The 19489-nt window shown below is 47.9% G+C and carries 17 protein-coding genes; 7 read left to right on the top strand and 10 right to left on the bottom strand.

Features of this window, described 5'->3' with window-relative positions:
• Window positions 1–54: 54 nt before the first annotated feature.
• Complete coding sequence (locus tag HGH91_RS19310) at window positions 55–942, bottom strand: AraC family transcriptional regulator (protein ID WP_168740427.1); 888 nt, start codon at window positions 940–942, stop codon at window positions 55–57.
• A 170-nt stretch (window positions 943–1112) separates the two neighbouring features.
• On the opposite strand from HGH91_RS19310, the gene HGH91_RS19305 reads away from it, so the two are divergent.
• Window positions 1113–1538 carry a hypothetical protein gene (locus HGH91_RS19305; protein WP_168740426.1) on the top strand — a complete coding sequence of 142 codons (426 nt, stop codon included), beginning with the start codon at window positions 1113–1115 and terminating at the stop codon, window positions 1536–1538.
• A 30-nt stretch (window positions 1539–1568) separates the two neighbouring features.
• On the opposite strand, the gene HGH91_RS19300 is transcribed toward HGH91_RS19305, so the two are convergent.
• Window positions 1569–2807, bottom strand: coding sequence for an MFS transporter (locus HGH91_RS19300; protein WP_168740425.1), 1239 nt, complete (start codon window positions 2805–2807; stop codon window positions 1569–1571).
• A 142-nt stretch (window positions 2808–2949) separates the two neighbouring features.
• Between HGH91_RS19300 and HGH91_RS31415 the strand changes: the two genes are divergently transcribed.
• The 3 genes from HGH91_RS31415 (at window position 2950) to HGH91_RS19285 (ending at window position 6771) form a co-directional block, all read left to right on the top strand.
• The gene (locus HGH91_RS31415) at window positions 2950–3840 is read left to right on the top strand and encodes a hypothetical protein (protein WP_168740424.1); all 891 of its coding nucleotides are present in this window, start codon (window positions 2950–2952) and stop codon (window positions 3838–3840) included.
• Window positions 3841–4004: 164 nt separating this feature from the next.
• Complete coding sequence (locus tag HGH91_RS19290) at window positions 4005–5480, top strand: DUF5723 family protein (RefSeq protein ID WP_168740423.1); 1476 nt, start codon at window positions 4005–4007, stop codon at window positions 5478–5480.
• Window position 5481: 1 nt separating this feature from the next.
• Window positions 5482–6771, top strand: a complete 1290-nt coding sequence (locus HGH91_RS19285; protein WP_247651782.1) for a bifunctional folylpolyglutamate synthase/dihydrofolate synthase — start codon at window positions 5482–5484, stop codon at window positions 6769–6771.
• Window positions 6772–6773: 2 nt separating this feature from the next.
• Here HGH91_RS19285 and HGH91_RS19280 read toward each other — a convergent pair whose 3' ends face one another.
• The 5 genes from HGH91_RS19280 to fbp form a co-directional block, all read right to left on the bottom strand.
• The gene (locus HGH91_RS19280) at window positions 6774–7325 is read right to left on the bottom strand and encodes an NUDIX hydrolase (protein ID WP_247651781.1); all 552 of its coding nucleotides are present in this window, start codon (window positions 7323–7325) and stop codon (window positions 6774–6776) included.
• 18 nt (window positions 7326–7343) lie between these two features.
• Window positions 7344–7874: a YfiT family bacillithiol transferase gene (locus HGH91_RS19275; protein WP_247651780.1), complete on the bottom strand. Its 531-nt coding sequence runs from the start codon at window positions 7872–7874 to the stop codon at window positions 7344–7346.
• On the bottom strand, window positions 7875–8639 hold the full coding sequence (locus HGH91_RS19270; RefSeq protein WP_145669399.1) for an ABC transporter ATP-binding protein: 765 nt from the start codon (window positions 8637–8639) through the stop codon (window positions 7875–7877).
• Window positions 8640–8761: 122 nt separating this feature from the next.
• Window positions 8762–9250: a CAP domain-containing protein gene (locus HGH91_RS19265; protein ID WP_211092357.1), complete on the bottom strand. Its 489-nt coding sequence runs from the start codon at window positions 9248–9250 to the stop codon at window positions 8762–8764.
• A gap of 159 nt (window positions 9251–9409) precedes the next feature.
• Complete coding sequence (fbp, locus tag HGH91_RS19260) at window positions 9410–10420, bottom strand: class 1 fructose-bisphosphatase (RefSeq protein ID WP_168740421.1); 1011 nt, start codon at window positions 10418–10420, stop codon at window positions 9410–9412.
• A gap of 139 nt (window positions 10421–10559) precedes the next feature.
• Here fbp and HGH91_RS19255 point away from each other — a divergent pair, with 139 nt between their 5' ends.
• The 3 genes from HGH91_RS19255 to HGH91_RS19245 all read left to right on the top strand — a co-directional run bounded on the left by HGH91_RS19255 (window position 10560) and on the right by HGH91_RS19245 (window position 14696).
• The gene (locus HGH91_RS19255) at window positions 10560–11828 is read left to right on the top strand and encodes an aspartate kinase (protein WP_168740420.1); all 1269 of its coding nucleotides are present in this window, start codon (window positions 10560–10562) and stop codon (window positions 11826–11828) included.
• Between the two features lie 74 nt (window positions 11829–11902).
• Complete coding sequence (locus HGH91_RS19250; RefSeq protein ID WP_168740419.1) at window positions 11903–12184, top strand: hypothetical protein; 282 nt, start codon at window positions 11903–11905, stop codon at window positions 12182–12184.
• A gap of 70 nt (window positions 12185–12254) precedes the next feature.
• The gene (locus HGH91_RS19245; protein WP_168740418.1) at window positions 12255–14696 is read left to right on the top strand and encodes a TonB-dependent receptor; all 2442 of its coding nucleotides are present in this window, start codon (window positions 12255–12257) and stop codon (window positions 14694–14696) included.
• Here the strand turns inward: HGH91_RS19245 and HGH91_RS19240 are convergent, their stop codons facing one another.
• The 3 genes from HGH91_RS19240 to nuoL are packed head-to-tail and all read right to left on the bottom strand — an operon-like array spanning window position 14697 to window position 19487.
• Window positions 14697–16136 carry an NADH-quinone oxidoreductase subunit N gene (locus HGH91_RS19240; protein WP_168740417.1) on the bottom strand — a complete coding sequence of 480 codons (1440 nt, stop codon included), beginning with the start codon at window positions 16134–16136 and terminating at the stop codon, window positions 14697–14699.
• Window positions 16123–17574 (bottom strand): NuoM family protein, encoded by a 1452-nt coding sequence (locus tag HGH91_RS19235; RefSeq protein WP_168740416.1) that lies wholly within the window; start codon window positions 17572–17574, stop codon window positions 16123–16125. The genes HGH91_RS19240 and HGH91_RS19235 overlap by 14 nt, the downstream gene beginning before the upstream one ends.
• Window positions 17575–17597: 23 nt before the next feature.
• Window positions 17598–19487 (bottom strand): NADH-quinone oxidoreductase subunit L, encoded by a 1890-nt coding sequence (gene nuoL / locus HGH91_RS19230; RefSeq protein WP_168740415.1) that lies wholly within the window; start codon window positions 19485–19487, stop codon window positions 17598–17600.
• Window positions 19488–19489 lie beyond the last annotated feature (2 nt).

The following is a 19489-nucleotide window of genomic DNA, read 5'->3' as shown; positions in this document are numbered from 1 at the left end:
TACGGCCTTTGGTAATTTTACCGGTTGCTTCCGGTCAATTGCCAAAGGCTATTTTTATTCCGCCACTTCTTCAAAGCGATATTGCCTGGCATAGGCAGAAGGCGACATCCCTGTCACCTTCCGGAACACCCGGTTAAAAGTAATAGGATTGTTATACCCCGTAGCATAGGCCACTGCAGCAATGCTATCGAAATCGCCGTTAATAATTTTCTTACAGGCTACGTTGATCCTGATTTCATTCAGGAATTCGAGGTAGGTTTTGCGGGTATGTTTTTTAAAGTATTTACAGAAGGCATAAGTCGTAAGATGCGCCACTCCGGCAATCTGGCTGAGCGAAATATTTTCTGCATAATGTTCCAGCGTGTACTGGTAGATATCATTCATGCGCAAGCCTTCCGATTCGCTGTAGGAATGGCGGGAAAAGCCGGTGGATAGCGACTTCCAGTCTTTCACCTGTTTAGAAAAATATACCAGCATGCCTACAAATGCCAGGAGTCGCTCAGCGCCGGAAAGGCGGGAAATCTTTAAAATTTCCGCTTTCATCTTTTCCTCGTGCATGGCGGGTAATTGCAGACTGTTGGCCGTTAATTGCAAAAATTTCCGGACGCTGTCCATTTCCTTCAGGGAAAATAATCCCTGCAACGCCTGTTCATGATCGAAGAAGATATGGATGGCGTGTATATTCTTCTCCTGTAAATTTTCAAAATAGCGGGCATCCCCTTTAAACATATGGGGTTGGTTAGCGCCAATCACATAAATTTCCCCTGCCCGGAATGGCTGGGTATAATTACCTGCAATCAGCGTCCCCTCCCCTTTGATGATGAGGGTTACCTGGGCCTCTTTATGCCGGTGCAGGTAGTTATAAAAGTAGGGTAAAATGTCTTCCTGTATGACCACCGCCCCTTCTTCGGCAACGGGAACCGTAAATTGAATGACTTTCATTAACCAATTTTACTAGTTTTTCTGCAAAATTAGCGATTTGAAGACAATAATTGTAAAGTGTTGAACAATTTTGGGTCACTAACGCCTACTTCTCATGATGAATTTCTAATATGTAACGCGGCTGGAATTACTTAAATTAAGGCATTGTTTCATCTGAAAATAAAACCCACATGAAGAAGTATTCCTTTTTATCAGCATTGTTACTGTTATTGCTGACAGCCAGCAGCTTTGGTTTGCCGGGTACTCCGCCCAAAAAAGAGAAGAAAGGCGCTCATCCCACAGCCAGAAGGTGTGGCCCTATCATTACCGTTACTAAACAATCCTCTGCCGTAGTATCCAGCATTCAGCTGGTATATGTACCCACTGGATATACTTATTCAGTTTCGAATCCAACTTTTCCGTATGCATTTCCTCAATCTGGTAACGGCGACTATGTGATAAAAATATGGTTCTCCAGTGTGCCTGCGCAGGGCGCGTATGTAGGAGCAAATGATCTTTGTGCACCGGCAGTTAATAAGTATGCCCAGCTGGCCTTTACAGCAGCAGCTTGTGAGATGCCATTTTATGTAAATATTACTAACTACCAATGCTTATAGGCTGAACAGTAGCCCTGCATCCTTCACCACTTATGCGGCGCCGGATGCAGGTACTGTTTTCCCAACACTTCCCAGCTTTTTCTGCAGCCAGAGAAACCCTCCACCGGCCAGTAAAGATCCCAGCGCTGTAATAGCCCACCAGGGCTTAAAACCGAGATGCTGTACCACAAAGGCCCCTGTAGTAGGCGATACAATATTGGCGAGAGAATATGAAATGGTGTAAAGTGCTGCATATTGACCACGGTTATGATCGCGGCTCCGTGCAATCCAGAAACTATTCATAAACGGGAGGCAGAACATTTCCCCGAAAGTGATGACCATCATAAATACGGCGGCGAGGGCCCAGAAAGGAGGCATTACCGACAATAACAGGTAAGCGGTACATACCATCACTGCGCCCCGTGCTATAAACACCAGGTTGGGCTTCGTTCCTTCCAGCCGGTATACCATCACCATTTCCAACACGGCGATCATAATGCCATTGAGCGACATGGTAAGCCCGATGGCCCACTCTTCCATGTGTATGATTTCTTTATAGTACAGGGGCACCATGCTGGTGAACTGGAACATACAAATAGCGCTGAGTGTAGCGAAAAACAGGAACCAGAGGTAAATATGGTCTTTCCACACTTTATCTTCCGGCTTCACAGCCGCTTTTACCACTTTGGGTGGCGCCGGAACAGGGGGCAGGAAAATACGCATCAGCAGCGCGGCCACCATACAGGTGCCTCCATCTACATAAAAAAGCAGGTGATAATTGAAACTGGCCAGTATGCCTCCTATGGCTGGGCCCACTGACCAACCCAGGTTAACGGCCAGCCGGTTGAGGGCATAGGAACGGGTCCGGTTTTCCGGCGCGCTATAGGCCGCAATGGCAATGCTGTTAGCCGGCCGGAAGGCATCTCCCACAGAGCTCATCACAAACACACAGATACAAATTTGTTCAAACGTGCGCATTTGTCCCAATAAAACGAACAATAATCCGTTAGAGAACAAACTCCAGAATTGTACCTGGTAGAAACCGATTTTATCTGACAGCCATCCGCCCAGCAATGCGCCTACAATAGCGCCGGTGCCAAAGCAGGCCATTACCAGACCTGCCTGGGCAATGCTGAAGTGCAGGTGTTGGGTAAGGTAAACGGTCATAAACGGGATCACCATTGCTCCACTCCGGTTAATCAGCAGTACGAGCGATAACCACCAGGTGGCTGGGGAAAGACCGGTATAGGCGTTTTGATAAAGTCGTACGGTTTGTTTTATAAGGTTCATAAAAATTGGCTCAAATAAATAGCAAAAACAGGATTAACAGCATAGTTTTTGCAAAGATCCGGAATTCATCTTTTGGATAGTGATTATTTTTTCTGGCGCAAAAGATTAACTTTGGTCTAAACAGGCGCTCAATAAGGTTATCATGGAGGATAAAAACGGTAAAAAAAATATTCAGGCATTAGGGGTTACTATCGGCGTTCATGCGTTGCTGTTAGTAGCGCTCATATTTACCGGCTTTTCAGCACCTCCCCCGTTGCCAGACCAGGACCTGGGCATGGAAGTCAACCTCGGCACCTCCGATGACGGCATGGGAGATGTACAGCCCATGAATCCTAACCCTCCCAGCGCTGCAGCAGCGGAACCAGCGCCTGCAGAGAGTCCGGCCACTGCAGTCAAAGACAACAGCGAACCTCAACAAGATATTGCTACCCAGGATGAAGAAGAGGCGCCGGAAATCAAGAAGCCGGAAAAGCCTGTAGAGAAGCCAAAAGAAATTCCTAAAAAATTAGCACCCAAACCAGATACAAAACCTGTTAAGAAACCTACAGAAGCGCCTCCTAAACCCGCACCTCCGGCGCCTAAACCTAAAGCGGTATTTTCCGGTGGAACTGGTAATAGTGCCAATAGTGGTAATGGAGCCAACGGGTCTAATAATGCAACCGGGGAAGGTAATACCGGCAAGCCCGGCGATCGTGGCCAACTGGGTGGTAACCCCAACGGCGGCGGCTATACGGGCGGTGGCCTCGGTGGTGGTCGTTCAGATTTTCACCTGAACGGCAGAAGCCTCATCGGAAGGCCACAAGTAACCTACGACGGCACTGAAACAGGCTATGTAGCCATCAATATAAAAGTAGACCAACAAGGAAATGTGACATCTGCCACTTTTAGTATGAAGGGGTCTACCATCAGCAACCCGCAACTGATCGAGATTGCCAGGAAGGCCGCGAGAAGCGGACAATTAAAGTATAATGCCAATCCGGATGCACCGGAAGAGCAATTTGGCACTATACGCTTCTATTTCAAAGCTGAATAATCTGTAATAATGACACCGGATACCCTTGTTCCTTTGCATGACTGATAAGTCTCATGGCAAAAAATACGTATTCACCAGCTCCTACATCTCTACCTATGACTATAAACATTAATATGCGCAAAGTTTGTGTGTGTTTTCGAGAAACCTATTTTTTATCGCCAACGATGATTGAAAAACTTGACCGTATCCTTTTCCGTGCCGCAGCATTATTATTATTGCTGCCCGCCACTGCTATTGCGCAAACATTTCCGGGATATAACAACAGCACTTACGCCGGTATTCACGGCGTTCTATCCAACCCGGCCAGTGCGGCCGGCTATCGCTACAAATGGGACGTCAACATTGTTGGTGTCGACGTAAATGCGGGCAATACCTATGCGAGTGTGCCCAAATCAGTCTTGTTCCATACACCTGATACCTTCCGGCTGGGTAGAGATTACTTCCTTGACCAGGGTGCCAACCGAAAGCAGAATGGCTGGGAGATGGCAGAAGTGGTATTGCCTTCTGTACTTTACAAAATTGATGAGAAGCAATCTGTTTCCTTTGTATGGCGTATGCGCAGCAGCAGTAACGGCGGCAATGTAACCACACCTATTGCTAATTTTTTCGGTGTCAACTTCCCCAACCCCGCATTCGTGGATAAGGGGATGAGTATTCCGCAGATAGGCGTGTCTGCTCACATCTGGCATGAATTGGGACTCAGCTACGCACGGGTGATCAAGGAAACCTATACGGGCCGCTGGAAAGCAGGCGTTACACTGAAACTGCTAAGCGGCATAGCCGCTGGTTATGCGGCCGTAAAAAATGTGGATTTCCGGTTAAACACTACACATGACGCCAACATCACCAGTGGTACGATGTATTATGGCTATAATAAAGAGCTGGATAATTGGCAATCGCCTGCGCAGAAAAACCTGCAACTGTTCCAGAATGCAGGGATTGGCGCTGATATCGGCGTGATATACGAGTATCGCGCTGATAATGGCGGCTTCGGCGAATATGAAGGTTCCGATACGGATGACTATCAATTTCGTATAGGCGTTTCCATTACAGACATTGGTCGCATTAAATACAACAAGGGCGCTATCAACACAGATCTGAGCCTGGTAAGAGACCATGTCGTGCCTAACGATTTGCAGTATAAGAAGAATGAAAGTTTGCAGCAATATGCCCGGCGTCTGAATAACTACTTTACACCGCTGCCAACCGATTCTACCTTCAACATGACTTTGCCGACAGCTCTCAATTTAATGGGCGATTACAATATAGATGGCCGTTTCTTTGTGAGCGCCCAGGCGGTGATAGCCCTTACAGCGGGACAGCGCGACATTACTAAAACGTATGCGCTTACCCAGTTTAATATTACGCCCAGGTATGAAAGCTACCTGTTTGGTGCTTACCTCCCACTCACCATTAATCACAATGGCCAGGCCGATGTAGGCGCCGCCATTCGCATTGGTCCCCTGGTCATTGGTTCCGGCACAATTTTTACGAACCTGCTTGAAAAGCATATCGATCATGGACAGGCTTTCGTAGCTTTGCGTTTAAACTCAAGCATGTTTAAACGGGGCGATGGCAATGGTGGAGGCATCTTCCAGATGCGTAAGCGCCAGGTTGGCTGCCCGGTTAATAATAACTAATATGGCCTCTTATAAAGAAACGCTGGATTATCTATATGCACAGCTGCCCATGTTTACCAGAGTGGGCGCCAGTGCTTTTAAAACGGATTTACACAACACCCTGGCGTTATTGGAGCAACTTCAACAGCCACAACACACTTTCAAAACCATACATGTAGCCGGCACCAACGGGAAAGGCTCTACCAGTCACATGCTGGCAGCGATCTTTCAACAGGCGGGTTATAAAACGGGACTGTATACTTCTCCTCATTTACTGGACTTCCGGGAGCGTATCCGCGTTAATGGCGCCATGGTACCAGAAGATTTTGTAGTGCGTTTTACAGAAGGCATGCATACGCATATTACCGATATTGCGCCTTCCTTTTTTGAGCTGACAGTAGCCATGGCTTTCCAATATTTTAAACAGGAAGCGGTGGATATCGCCATCATTGAAGTGGGACTTGGCGGGCGGCTGGACAGTACCAACGTGATCACACCGGAACTGGCGCTGATTACCAATATCAGCTATGATCATAAAAATATGCTGGGAGATACCCTCCCGGAAATTGCGGCGGAGAAAGCAGGCATTATAAAGCCCGGTGTGCCCGTTGTGATCAGTGAAACCCAGCCTGAAGTGCAGGAAGTATTTATTAATACCGCACAATCAAAACAAGCCCCTATTCACTTTGCCGACCAGGAATGGATGGAGTCTTCCAGTGCTATTGAAGGCCATCACCTCAACCTGATGCTGATGGACCGGCAACAGCAGCAAATGCGGAAGTTTCAGCTCGACCTGAATGGCCAATACCAGGAAAAAAATGTGATGGGTGTTTTGTCGGCCGTGAAGTTATTGCAACAACAAGGCTGGCATATTACATGGGAACATGTTGGCACCGCACTTTCCCATGTAAAGAAGCTCACGGGCTTGAGAGGGCGCTGGGATGTTATTCAACAACATCCACTGACAGTATTGGATGTAGGCCATAATGAAGCTGGTATAAAAGAAATCGTAGAACAGCTGGGGCATGTCAATTACCAGCAATTGCATATTGTAGTGGGATTTGTAAAGGACAAGGAAGTAGAAAAGGTACTGCCTTTGTTTCCGGGTACCGCCCATTACTATTTCTGTAAAGCACAGATTCCCCGTGCGCTGGACGAAGTAGCACTGGCAGAAATGGGTGCAGCGGGCGGCTTACAGGGCCATGCCTATCCTTCTGTACAGGCAGCCTTGCAAGCAGCGCGACAACATGCCAAACCGGAGGATATGATATTGGTTTGCGGAAGCTTTTTTGTGGTAGCAGAAGTGATGTAACGTTACTTCATACCCATTTTGCCCAGGTGCAGCAGCGCATAGAAGATACAGCTAGTATGCAGGCTGTGTACTATTTTGTTGTCGAGTATGAGTTGCTGCAGCTCACCGATAGGCATCGTTACCACTTCTATTTCTTCGTTGTGGTCCAGTTGCTGCTCCTGTACTTTTACGCCGCCGGTAGCCAGGAACATATAGGTGTAATTGTTGCTCGATGCGGTATTAGGTGCAATGGTACCCAGTTCTACCCATTCTTTGAACTCGTAGCCGGTTTCTTCCAGCATTTCCCGTTGCATGGCAAATAAAGGTGAAGGATCTGAAGGATCCATGGTGCCTCCGGGAATTTCCAGCAACGTTTGCCCTATTCCCTGGCGGTATTGGCGGATCATGATCACCTGTCCATCTTCGCGTATAGCGACGCCGTTCACCCAGTTATTGTATTCCAATACATAATACGGATCTACAATTTTACCAGATGGGGTTTCACATTTATCTACGCGGGCGGTGAGCCAGGCGTCTTTAAACAGGTATTTCGAAGAGAGTAGTTTCCAGTCCATAGTCATCATATCAGTGCGTTACCAATCCATCCTTTCTTTCAGGCGCAGAATATGCTCCAGATGGTGTTTTCCATGCCAGGCATAATTCGCCGCATGTGTTTTGAGATTGTATTGTGTACCGTTGGCCGGGTGTATAAAAGTCCGTTCCCAGTCGGCATCCTCCAGTCGCTCCATGAGGTTGGTCCAGCGGGTATGCAGGGCATGCAGCAGCGTGATGGAAACATTGATGGGGGTAGCAGCTACATCCGACAATAGCGCCCAGGCGCCTTCCTCATATGGCTTGATCACCGGCTTATCCTCCGTGAGGGCCAGCTTCATGCGGGTATACCCATTCATGTGACTATCGGCCAGGTGATGTACTACCTGTGCTACCGTCCACCCTTCGGGGCGATAAGGCGTTTGCAGCTGGTATTCATCGAGGTGTTGTACCGCAATTTCTATCTGCTGTGGCAGGTAATGAATATCTTTTATAAAGCCCTGCAACATGGCGGGTGTGTACGCCGGCAGCGGCTCAAAGCGACCAATTGGATATTTGAGTGCTTCCATCATCTATTCCTCCCGGAGGTCTTTACCAGTGAGATGAATAAATACATCTTCGAGGTTCGCTTTCTTCACTTCCTTCCTTCTTTCGAAACCGGAAGATACCAGGTTATCGATGAGTGCATCCGGCGAATTGATGGCGATGATTCGGCCACTATCCACGATGGCGCAGCGATCACAGAGGAATTCTGCCTCATCCATATAGTGAGTGGTGATGACTACCGTGGTGCCCTGGTTGCGTACCTGTTGGATAAGATCCCATAGATTGCGCCTGGCCTGAGGATCTAACCCGGTGGTAGGCTCGTCGAGGAATATGATCTGTGGCTTGTTAATCAGGGTGGTAGCAATGGAAAAGCGTTGCTTTTGTCCACCGGAGAGCTCCTTGAACTTTGCCTTGGCCTTGTCTTCCAGGTTAAACATACCCAGGAGCTTCATGGGCTCTACAGGTTGGTTATACAGGCCTCCGAACATTTCAATGAGTTCTACCAGGTTCAGCCCCGGGTAGTATCCTGAACTTTGCAGCTGTACGCCAATGATTTTTTTGATTTCGTTAGGGTCTTTGTCGAGGTCGTATCCTCCAACTATTACCTTTCCCTCGGTTTTATCACGCAGGGTTTCAATAATCTCCAGGGTAGTGGATTTTCCGGCGCCGTTAGGGCCCAGCAGGCCAAAGATCTCGCCTTCATACACCTCAAAGCTGATTCCTTTTACCGCCATAAACTCCCCATATTTTTTTACGAGGTTGTTTACTTCGATGATCTTTTTCTTTTCCATGAGGCCAAAGTACGGAAAAAAGCAGAAAGCCTAAAGCAAAAAGCCCGTTGAAGCGAATGATCCCAGCGAATATTCGCTAAGTTCACCCGCTTCAACGGGCTTTTTGCTTTCTGCCTTCGGCTTTATTGCTTTATAAAGACTTGCGTAAAGAAAGTTAGCCGTCCCTTATCTGCCGTGCCTATGCCGATCAGGGTATAGTCACCCAGCATATTCCTGCGGTGACCAGGGCTTTTGATCCAGCCGTTTACTACTGCTTCGGCATCGAGGGTGCCATAGGCCACATTTTCAGCAGCGCTGCTCACACGCCCCATTTTTTTGGATACGTTGGCCACACGGTCCTCGAATCCTTCGTGTCCGAAACCAGTGCTGCCGTTGGCCATATCGCGGCTGTGGCGGCGGGCCTGCTGACTGATGGTTTCATCGAGTTGCAGGGGCTTCAGACCTTTGGATTGACGGAACTTGTTGGTGTAGTAGAGGATTTGTTCATCCATGCTACCTTCCCCGTTATGGTCGCCCTGGTGGCTGGTAACACGTGAGCACGCATTTACCTGGAAAAAAGCCAGCATGGCTACAAACAGTAAAAAGATCCGTTGGTTCTTCAAAATCGACATAGAACTAAAATGGTTAATAATTAAAAATAAATAATGAATAGTACTTAATAAGACTAGTAAATCAGCTGGGGGTTTAGCAACTGTTATACCAAAAATTAAAAACGGTGTGAAATGAATATTTTGTATTCATTCCACACCGTTTTTATAAAAATCTTTTTCCTATTCGTTGACAATATGCTGCCAGGTATCCATCATATTTTTGGACCCGATAAAAATAGGTATGCGTTGGTGCAGTTGCGCTGGTTTCAGCTCCAGCAAGCGTTGTTTACCGTTGGCCATGGCCACGCCGCCCGCCTTTTCCATGATAAATGACATGGGGTTACATTCATAACACAGCCTTAAGCGGCCGGATACCCATTTCCCATAAGCAGGGTACATAAAAATACCGCCCTGTATCAGGGTACGGTGTATTTCAGCCACCATACAGCCTACAAAACGGTGGCGGTAAATGCGGTCGTTTTCATTCCTGGCCATAAAATGATCGATCGATTTACGGATCTTTGCTTCGTAAAGGTGGTAGTAGCCCACATTCACGGAGAAAATATCGCTTTCGGGAGGGCATTTGAGGTTAGGATGCGACAGGCAGAACTCACCTATAGATGGATCCAGGGTAAAACCCTGTACACTGCGTCGGGTAGCATATACCATCATCGTAGACGAACCATAGATGATATAACCGGCGGCAATCTGCCGGGTACCGGGTTGAAGAAAGTCTTCCAGCTCACATTCCGTACCTTCCGGGGTTAGCCGGCGATATACAGAGAAAATGGTACCGATAGATACGTTGACATCTATATTGCCGGAGCCATCCAGGGGATCCATGAGCACCACATATTTGGATTTTTTGGAGTGCTCATCATTGAAGGCGATGAAGTTTTCGTTTTCCTCGGAAGCCACACCACAGCAGTAAATACTGGTTTCTAATGAGTTGATGAATTGTTCATTGGCAAATTCATCGAGTTTCTTTACCGATTCACCCTGTACATTGGTTTTACCGGCTTCCCCCAGGATATCGGCAATACCTGCCTTATTTACCTCCACATTCACCCGCTTAGCCGCCAAGCCAATATCCCGCAGTAAGCCGGATAATTGCCCTGTTGCGCCCGGGTAATTACGCAACTCCTGGATGGTAAATTCATCCAGGGTCATAACTTTTTGCTTAAGATTCATAACGTTAGGTTCTATCACGAAATTAACGGAAATGCCACTATTTTAAGAGAACTGTCATTTATCTGCAAACAGATTTTAAAACAATTCTAAACTTGTCTTACTTTGCCAAATAATTTTTTAATAGAAGATAAACTATCATATGAAGGTTTTCAAGTTTGGTGGCGCAAGTTTAGAAAGTGTTGAACGTATCCGGCAAGTGGCGCAGATCGTACAGTCATTTCCGGACGAAAAGCTACTCATTGTTATTTCTGCGATGGCAAAAACGACCAATGAGCTGGAAAAGGTGGCAGAGAACTTTTTCCTCCGCAAAAGGGAAATCGCCGCGCAATTGTTGTTCAACATTGAGCAACATCACCTCAATGTGGCGGAGGCGTTGCTGGGCAATCGCCAGCATCCCCTTTTTACACAGCTGCAACAGTTCTTTACCGAAGCCGAATGGACGCTGGGAGAAAAGCCCATGCGGACCTATGACTATTATTACGACCAACTGGTAGGCCTGGGTGAGTTGCTCAGTACCGCCATTGTCAGCGCGTTTTTCAATAGCATAGGGCTGACCAATACCTGGGTGGATGTAAGGGATGTATTCCGGACAGACGACAACTTCCGGGATGCCAACATTGACTGGGCCTATACACAGCGCCAGGTGACCGAAAAAGTAGCCCCACTGTTCAACAGCACTAACATTGTCATTGCACAGGGCTTCATAGGTAGTACTGACCAAAACGAAAGCGTTACCCTGGGCAGGGAAGGCAGTGACTATTCCGCCGCCGTTTTTGCCAATATGCTCGATGCGGAAAGCCAGACCATCTGGAAAGACGTAGAAGGCTTAAAAAATGCCGACCCAAAACTGTTTCCCAATACCGTAAATATCCCGGAAATCAGCTATGGCGAGGTGATAGAAATGGCGTATTATGGCGCCCAGGTGATACACCCTAAAACCATTAAACCGCTCCAGAACAAACAAATTCCTTTGCTGGTAAAATGTTTCCTGGACAAAAACCTCCCGGGTACCGTTATTAAGGAAACTGCCGACGTAAAGCAGCTCCCTCCTATTATCGTACTGAAGAAGAACCAGGTTTTACTAAACATTACTTCAAAAGATTATTCCTTTATTACCGAAGATAAAATCAGTGATATTTATGAAATCTTCCATGGATTGAAGGTAAAAATCAACCTGATGCAAAATGGGGCCATCAATTTCTCCTGCTGCATCGATAATAACCCGGAAAAAATAGAGCTGCTGATAAAAACCCTGCACCAGCAATTCAAAATCGTTTATAATGAAGGGTTGGAACTGCTGACGGTACGTTATTATCAGGCCAGCCTGCTGGAGGAACTGAGCAACGGGCATACCATCCTGTTGGAACAACGCTCTCCCGCCACCATACAACGTCTCTGGAAAAAATAAATTTATCCAGTAAAATTATTTCCCTTCCCCGTGCAACTTTTTTCGTACCTGTTCGTCTTTAGTAAAAATGTGGTATGAAAAAAGTTGCTATTCTTTTATGTCTGAGTTCCTTAATGATGCTGTTGTTGGCATTTGGAGGGAAAATAGCAAACCATGGCCACCTTTCGGCCAAAAACCCGGATGAACTTCCTGTCTACCTGATCACCCTGGGAAGCTTCCAGGCTCCCTCTTCCTGTACTGCCAATACCCAATCATGTGTAGCAAATGACAATGTACAAATGCCCCTTGGACAAATACAAAGTGTACTGAAAATGGCATTGCAGTATTACGAAGATCAATATAAAATTAGCAAATAGTAGATTGTAAGGACCCGACCCAATATATACAGGAAATAGCTTTTGAGAAATTAACAACGGAAACGATCGTATGAAAACAATCATCGTCGCCCTGGGAATGCTTTTTTGCTGCGTAGCCCCTATGTTCGCACAACAACCCATCACAGGAAAGATTACACTGACAATAACGGATAATAGCGGGAAACCGCTCCCTTTTACCAGCGTGGTACTACGCAAGGTGAAAGACTCTGCCCTCGTTAAGGGAGAAATGAGTGCTGACAACGGCAGCTGCGCCTTTCAACAAGTGTCTCATGGACACTATTTCATCCAGGCCTCCCAGGTAGGATACACCACTACGTATACGAAGCCATTCCAGGTAGATGCCACCCATAAAACCATTGCCCTGGGTAATGTATCATTGCCGCCGCTGGGTAAAAATCTGCAGGCGGTGAATGTGACTGCACAAAAGCCCCTGATCGAAACCGCTGCCGGTAAAACAGTGATGAATATCGAAAACAGTGTGAGCGCCGCCGGTAATACCGCACTGGACCTGCTCCGCAGGGCGCCAGGCGTACAGGTAGACAACAACGAAAACGTAACCCTGAAAGGCCAGAGCGTAACGGTAATGATAGATGGCAAACTGACCTACCTCAGCGGAGAACAACTCACGAACCTCCTAAAAACCACACCAGGAGAAAGCATTGCCACGATAGAAATACTGACCAGTCCTTCTGCCAAATATGACGCTGCCGGGAATGGGGGCATCATCAACATTAAAACTAAAAAAGGAAAGCTGACAGGTATCAACGGGAATATCAACACCACGCTTACCCAGTCGAAATATGGCCGCTATGGCGTATCCGGGAATATTAACTGGAGAACCGAAAAGTTTAACCTCTTCGGCAACTTCGACCAGGGCGACTACCCCCGGATGGTTACCCGCCAATATGACCGGCTGTTCCAGGAAGGCGATGGCAGTGTTACGTCCCTGGATCAGAGCATTTTCCAGCGCAACCGCTTTAAAAATAACTACCTGAAAGTGGGATTGGATTATTTTCTCACCGAAAAACACACCATCGGGATATTGGCCAATGGCTATAAAAACGCTTTCAGCAATCAAATATTCAGTGATGCCTTTCTCGGTAAACAGCACATGATGCCGGATTCCATCATTCATAGCCTTACCACCAACAACAATAAATTCGATAACATAGCCCTCAACCTCAATTACAAAGGGGTATTGGATACCGTAGGAGGACGGGAAATCAGCTTTGATGCAGACTATGCCCAGTTTAACAATCACCGCCTGATGCAGCTGAATGACAGCCTGTATGATACCCATTCCAATACGAGCCGTAACCCGAATAGTATTCGCACCGACGGTAATACCCAGGTAATCATTAAAAGCCTGAAGGCGGATATCAGCTGGCCTATAGGCGCATCGGGAAAACTGGAAGCCGGCACCAAAGTAAGCTTTGTTACCACCACCAATGACCTGCGATTTGATTCCCTGATGCAGGGCGCCTACAAGCCGTCCCTCTCACAGAGCGATCGTTTTAATTACCAGGAAGATATTTATGCCGCCTATGCCAGCTTTAAAAAGCAAATACAAAAAACGGGCGTTCAACTGGGATTGAGGGTGGAAAATACCCGTTCGGCCGGGCGTTCCTTTACTACCGACACCTATGTAAAACGGTCCTATACCGATTTCTTCCCCAATGTCGGGATAGAGCAAAAACTGGATGATAAAAATAAACTCAGCCTGGCCTTATCCCGCAGGATAGAACGTCCGGGTTATGGGCAGCTAAATCCATTTATGTTCTATCTCGACAAATACACTTACTTCAGGGGAAATCCTTACCTGCGGCCACAATACAGCAATATTGCCGAGCTGTCATACACCCTGAAGGATAAGTATATTGCCACCTTCCGGTATAGCCGGATAAAAGATATGATGGAGGAGTTTATTACCCAGGACGACAGTACCAAAGCCTCTATCAGTACCGAGCGAAACTACGACAAGACCGATTTCTACGGCCTGATATTTACGATCCCGGTACAGGTCACCAAATGGTGGAGCAGTGATAATAACGTAGAGTTTTCCTATAACAAGTACAAATTTGAAGACCCGACTACCAGCGAACCTTTCAGCCGGTATAATTTTCATGCCTATGTAAGCAGCACCAATACTATCACCCTGCCGTATGATATGAAGATGGAAGTGATGGGATACTACAGTTCTCCATTTATCTTCGGTATGTTCAGGGGGTATAGTCAATATAACCTGAACCTGGGCATACAGAAATTATTCCTGGATAAGAAGCTGACCGTAAAAGCGAGTTATAATAACATCCTGCGGAATGAAAGCTATCGCGGCGCCGCAGAATTCAAGAACCTGAACCTGGGCATCTTCAATACCTGGCAGTTCAGGACCTTTAATCTCTTCTTCAGCTATAAGTTCGGCAATGCCAGCATCAAGGCCGCACGGGAAAGAAAAACAGGCACTGCTGATGAACAAAACAGGGCAGGATGATCAGCTTAAAATACGCATCATTTGCTGTATCAGCTGCATCATGGCAGTGGGATACACACCCAGCCCAATCAACAATACCGTTAAAATACCCAGGGTGATATTCCCTGCTATAGGTAACGCCGGTACCACCGTTGTTTGCTGCCCCGGTGCGGGGACTGCAAACATGGTGGCCACCAGGCGGATGTAATAATACAAACCTATTACGCTGTTGATAGCCAGCATAAATAGCAGGAACCATTGATGACCATTTACCCCGGCCATTACCACGTAAAACTTACCAATAAAACCTGCTGTCAACGGGATACCAGCCAGCGATAGCAACATCACGGTAAACACCATGGCCACCCAGGGATAACGCCAGAATAATCCTTTATAATCCGCTATCGTTTCTGCATCCTGCAGGCTGCTCGACATTACGATCACTACGCCAAAAGCGCCTATGCTGGTAATAAAATAGGCTACCAGGTAAAATGCCAATGCCTCCAGCCCCGTTTGCACGCCCGACAAAAATGCCACCAGGATATATCCCATATGTGCAATAGACGAGTAAGCCAGGATACGCTTAATATTTTGCTGGGTAAGGGCCAGCCAATTGCCGGCAAACATAGACGCCACCGCTATAATAGCCACCATCCACCACAACATGGGATAGTCGTTGCCCTGGATATCCTGGTAAAAGCGGATCAGCAATACCAGCATTGCGCCCTTGGAAACGGTAGCAATAAACGCCGCTACGGGCAACGGCGCACCTTCGTATACATCCGGCGCCCACATGTGGAAGGGTACTACGCCCAACTTGAACCCCACTCCTATCAGCATCATCCCGAAACCAGCCATGACGCTTACCGGCAAATATCCCGCCTGTCGTAGTGCCGCCCCGATTCCCGGAAAATCCATATGCCCGGTAAAAGCGTATACCAGCGCCATTCCAAACAACAGGAACGCCGATGACAATGCCGCCAGCATCAGGTATTTAATACCCGCTTCATCGGAGCGCTCACGGGCACGCAAGTACGCAATGAGTCCATATAAGCTGATACTCAGTATTTCCAATCCCAGGAACAACGACATAAAATGCCGGCTTACCACCAGCACCAATGCCCCAATGGTAGCCAGTATCAACAGTATGTAATACTCCTCCTTACGCTCCTCCCTTTCTTCAAAATAGTTAAATGACAGCAACAGGATGATCAGTCCGGCCGTCAGTATTAATCCTGTATTGAACAATGAAAATTCATCGATTACTAATAAAGGAGGCACCGGATGAGGAATGTATATAATAGCTGGTATCACCGCCGTCATCGACATCAAAAATGCGATAATAGCAAAGCTGTATACAATGCGGTGATTACGCCAGATGGCTACCAACAGCATCGCGATGACCGATGCCGCGCAAAGTGTAATGAGGGGACCCAGGCTTAAGAAATCAACGAATGACATAAGCGGTGTTTTGAGTGGTGTTGAGAACCGGCTGCGGATGAAAGCCCAGCCAGCAGATAGCAATAATCAATGATATGATGATCACCAATTCACGCCCGTTAAGATCCCGCATGGCATATTGCCGGTCGCAGGGACCTAAAAAAACTTTCTGCATCAGGCGCAGGGAATAGGCGGTGGCAATCACCAATCCTATCGTAGCCAGGATCGTAAACAGGTGGCTGGCAGGCCAGCTACCCAATAGAATCAGGAATTCAGCGATAAAGTTGCCCAGGCCCGGTAGCCCCAGGGAAGCCATCACAAAGATCAAAGCGGCGCTACCCATTAATGGCATCCGTAACCAGAGCCCTCCCATTTGCCACAGGTTGCGGGTATGGATCCGCTCATACAAAGCGCCGGCAATGATGAACAGCGCCCCTGTGCTGATACCATGGGTGATCATTTGCATCACTACTCCCTGGTAGGCTATTTCATTAAAAGCGAATGCCCCGACCAGCACAAATCCCATATGACTCACGCTGGTATAGGCAATCAATCGCTTGAGATCTGTTTGTGCAAACGCCAGCATGCCGCCATACAGGATGCCTGCCACTCCCAGCAACATCGCCAGCGGTGCTATTTCTGCCGCAGCAGCCGGGAACAGCGGTAACACAAACCGGAGAATACCATAGGCGCCGGTCTTCAATAACAATCCGGCCAGCACCACGCTGCCGGCGGTAGGTGCCTCTGTATGCGCATCCGGCAACCAGGTGTGGAAGGGCACAGCCGGTAGCTTCACTAAAAAGGCTACCAGGAATCCTAACATCAGCCAGCGTGCGGTAGTCGCCTCCATAGGCGTATTCAACAACTCGAAATAATTAAACGTATATACATTGGTGTTAGCCGCGTGCACAAAATATAGTCCCAATATGGCCAGCAACATCAGCAGGCCCCCAGCCTGGGTAAACAGGAAAAACTTGTTGGCCGCATATTCGCGATGCTCATGGCCCCATATCCCTATCAAAAAATACATGGGTATCAACATCATCTCCCAGAAAAAATAAAAGAGGAACAGGTCCATGGTAAGGAAAACACCGGTGATGCCGCAGAGTACAAACAACAGGTTGAAATGAAAAAACCCTACTCTTGTTTGCAGTTCCTTCCAGGAAATGAGCACAGCCAGCGCTCCCAGGAAAAAGGTAAGGGCCAGCATCAGCAGGCTGAGGCCGTCCATGGCCAGGTGCAGGCTAATACCAAAATGCGGTACCCAATCTACTTTATACTGGTACCACCAGCGACCGGAGATCGCGGTGTGCGCCAGCCAGATACGGATCACTATCCCCAGGTTGAACAATAAACTGCAGAGTGCTATCCAGCGGCACGCTGCATGGCTTTTTGCCCCCGCTACCCAGGATAGCAACGCAGCAGCAAAAAGAACGATTAATAGCACCAGCAGGATCATATTATTTCGTTTAGTCGTTTAAGTTATATGTATATTCTCCAGATGAGTACCGACAACACCGCTACAGCGCCCAGCACTACTGCCATAATATACCATCGCAACAAACCGCTCTGCGTACGCGCCAGCACGTTATGGCACCATTCCATCAGCGCAGCCAGGCCGGTATACAGCTTGTCCACCAGGTCTTTCCGGTTCATGCGCGACAGGTGGATATAAGGATGTACCAGTAAAATGTTGTACACATAATCGAAGTCCCAGCCCCTGGCCCAATATTTCCGCAACCAATCTATCGCCGGCATTTCCAGGAAATCGGACATTCCTTTCGGGCGCAATACTACCCAGGCATAAGCCAGGCCGATGCCTCCTATGGCCAGCAGGGCAGACATGGCCTGAGACGTCCACTCCATAGCATTACTGTCGTTTATTACCGTGACTGCAGGCAATACGGGATGTAACCAATTGCTGAAAAGTGTTACATGCCCCATCGTATGTGGCAGTTCTATAAATCCGGCTATGGTTGATAAAACAGCGAGTATATACAAGGGGATCATCATGCTTTTACCAGGCCGGTGGTGCACCGCTGTTTTGGCTTCTCCGTAAAATACCAGGAAAAACATACGGAAGGTATACATACCTGTGAGCAAGGCGCCCAGCAAGGCTGCCAGCCAGAGGGCCACATGCCCGTGTGTAGCAGACAACGACAACCAAATGATCTGGTCTTTGCTATAAAAACCAGCGGTTACAAAGGGAATAGCCGCCAGTGAAGCGCAACCGACCAGGAATACCCCATACACGCCAGGCAATAGCTTTCGGAGCCCCCCCATTTTAGTCATGCGTTGCTCATGATGCAAAGCTACTATCACCGCCCCCGCGGCCATGAATAATAACGCTTTAAAAAAGGCATGGGTAACAAAATGAAAGATAGCGGCCGACCAGGCTCCACATCCTAATGCCAAAAACATATATCCTATCTGGCTGATTGTGGAGTACGCCAGCACCCGCTTAATGTCCGTCTGCACCAATGCACTGAAGCCTGCCAGTACCAGGGTAATAGCACCAATAACAGCTGTAGTGGTTTCGGCCAGCGGGGCCAGTTCAAAAAGCACATGCATACGTGCTACCAGGTATACTCCCGCCGTTACCATTGTAGCGGCGTGAATCAGGGCGCTTACCGGCGTGGGCCCCGCCATTGCATCGGGTAGCCACGTTTGCAGGGGCAGCTGGGCCGATTTACCTACTGCTCCGCCTAAGAGTAACAAAGCAATGGTGGTCACTACAGGCGCCCCGGTAGTCCAGAGCTGCGGACTCTTCCCAAGTATATCCGGGATGTTGAGCGTACCTGTGTATTGAAACAACATAAACAACCCAATGGCCATAGCGGTATCGCCTACCCGCGTTACAATAAATGCTTTACGCGCCGCATATCCATTGGCGGGATCTTTGTACCAGAAACCGATCAGGAGGTAACTGCAAAGCCCTACGCCTTCCCAACCGAAATAAAGTAGTAATAAATTATCGGCCATTACCAACGTGAGCATAGCGCCCACAAAGAGGTTCATACAGGCGAAAAAACGGGCATAGTCGGGGTCGTCGTGCATATACCCCGCCGCATATACGTGTATCAGGAAGCCCACTACCGTAATCACCAGTACAAAAACAACCGACAACGCATCGAGCCTGAAATCGATGCCCGCCTGGAAAGTGCCTGCCAGTACCCAGCTGGCCGCATGTTGTACAATGGCTTGTTCGGAATTACCGGCAAACTGTATGGCTGTAATGACCGCCACCATTGCTGCCAGCCCAATGCTGCCACAACCTAATACGGCTACGGCTATACGGCTTAGGCGTTTCCAGCCCAGCATGAGCAGGAAAGCACTGATAAAAGGAATGATCGGTATGAGTGCAGGAAGCATAA

Origin of the sequence: Chitinophaga eiseniae (genome assembly GCF_012641265.1) — a bacterium.
In the GTDB taxonomy this organism is placed as follows: Bacteria; Bacteroidota; Bacteroidia; order Chitinophagales; family Chitinophagaceae; genus Chitinophaga; species Chitinophaga eiseniae_A.
This window is presented reverse-complemented; position numbering and strand designations above follow the sequence as displayed.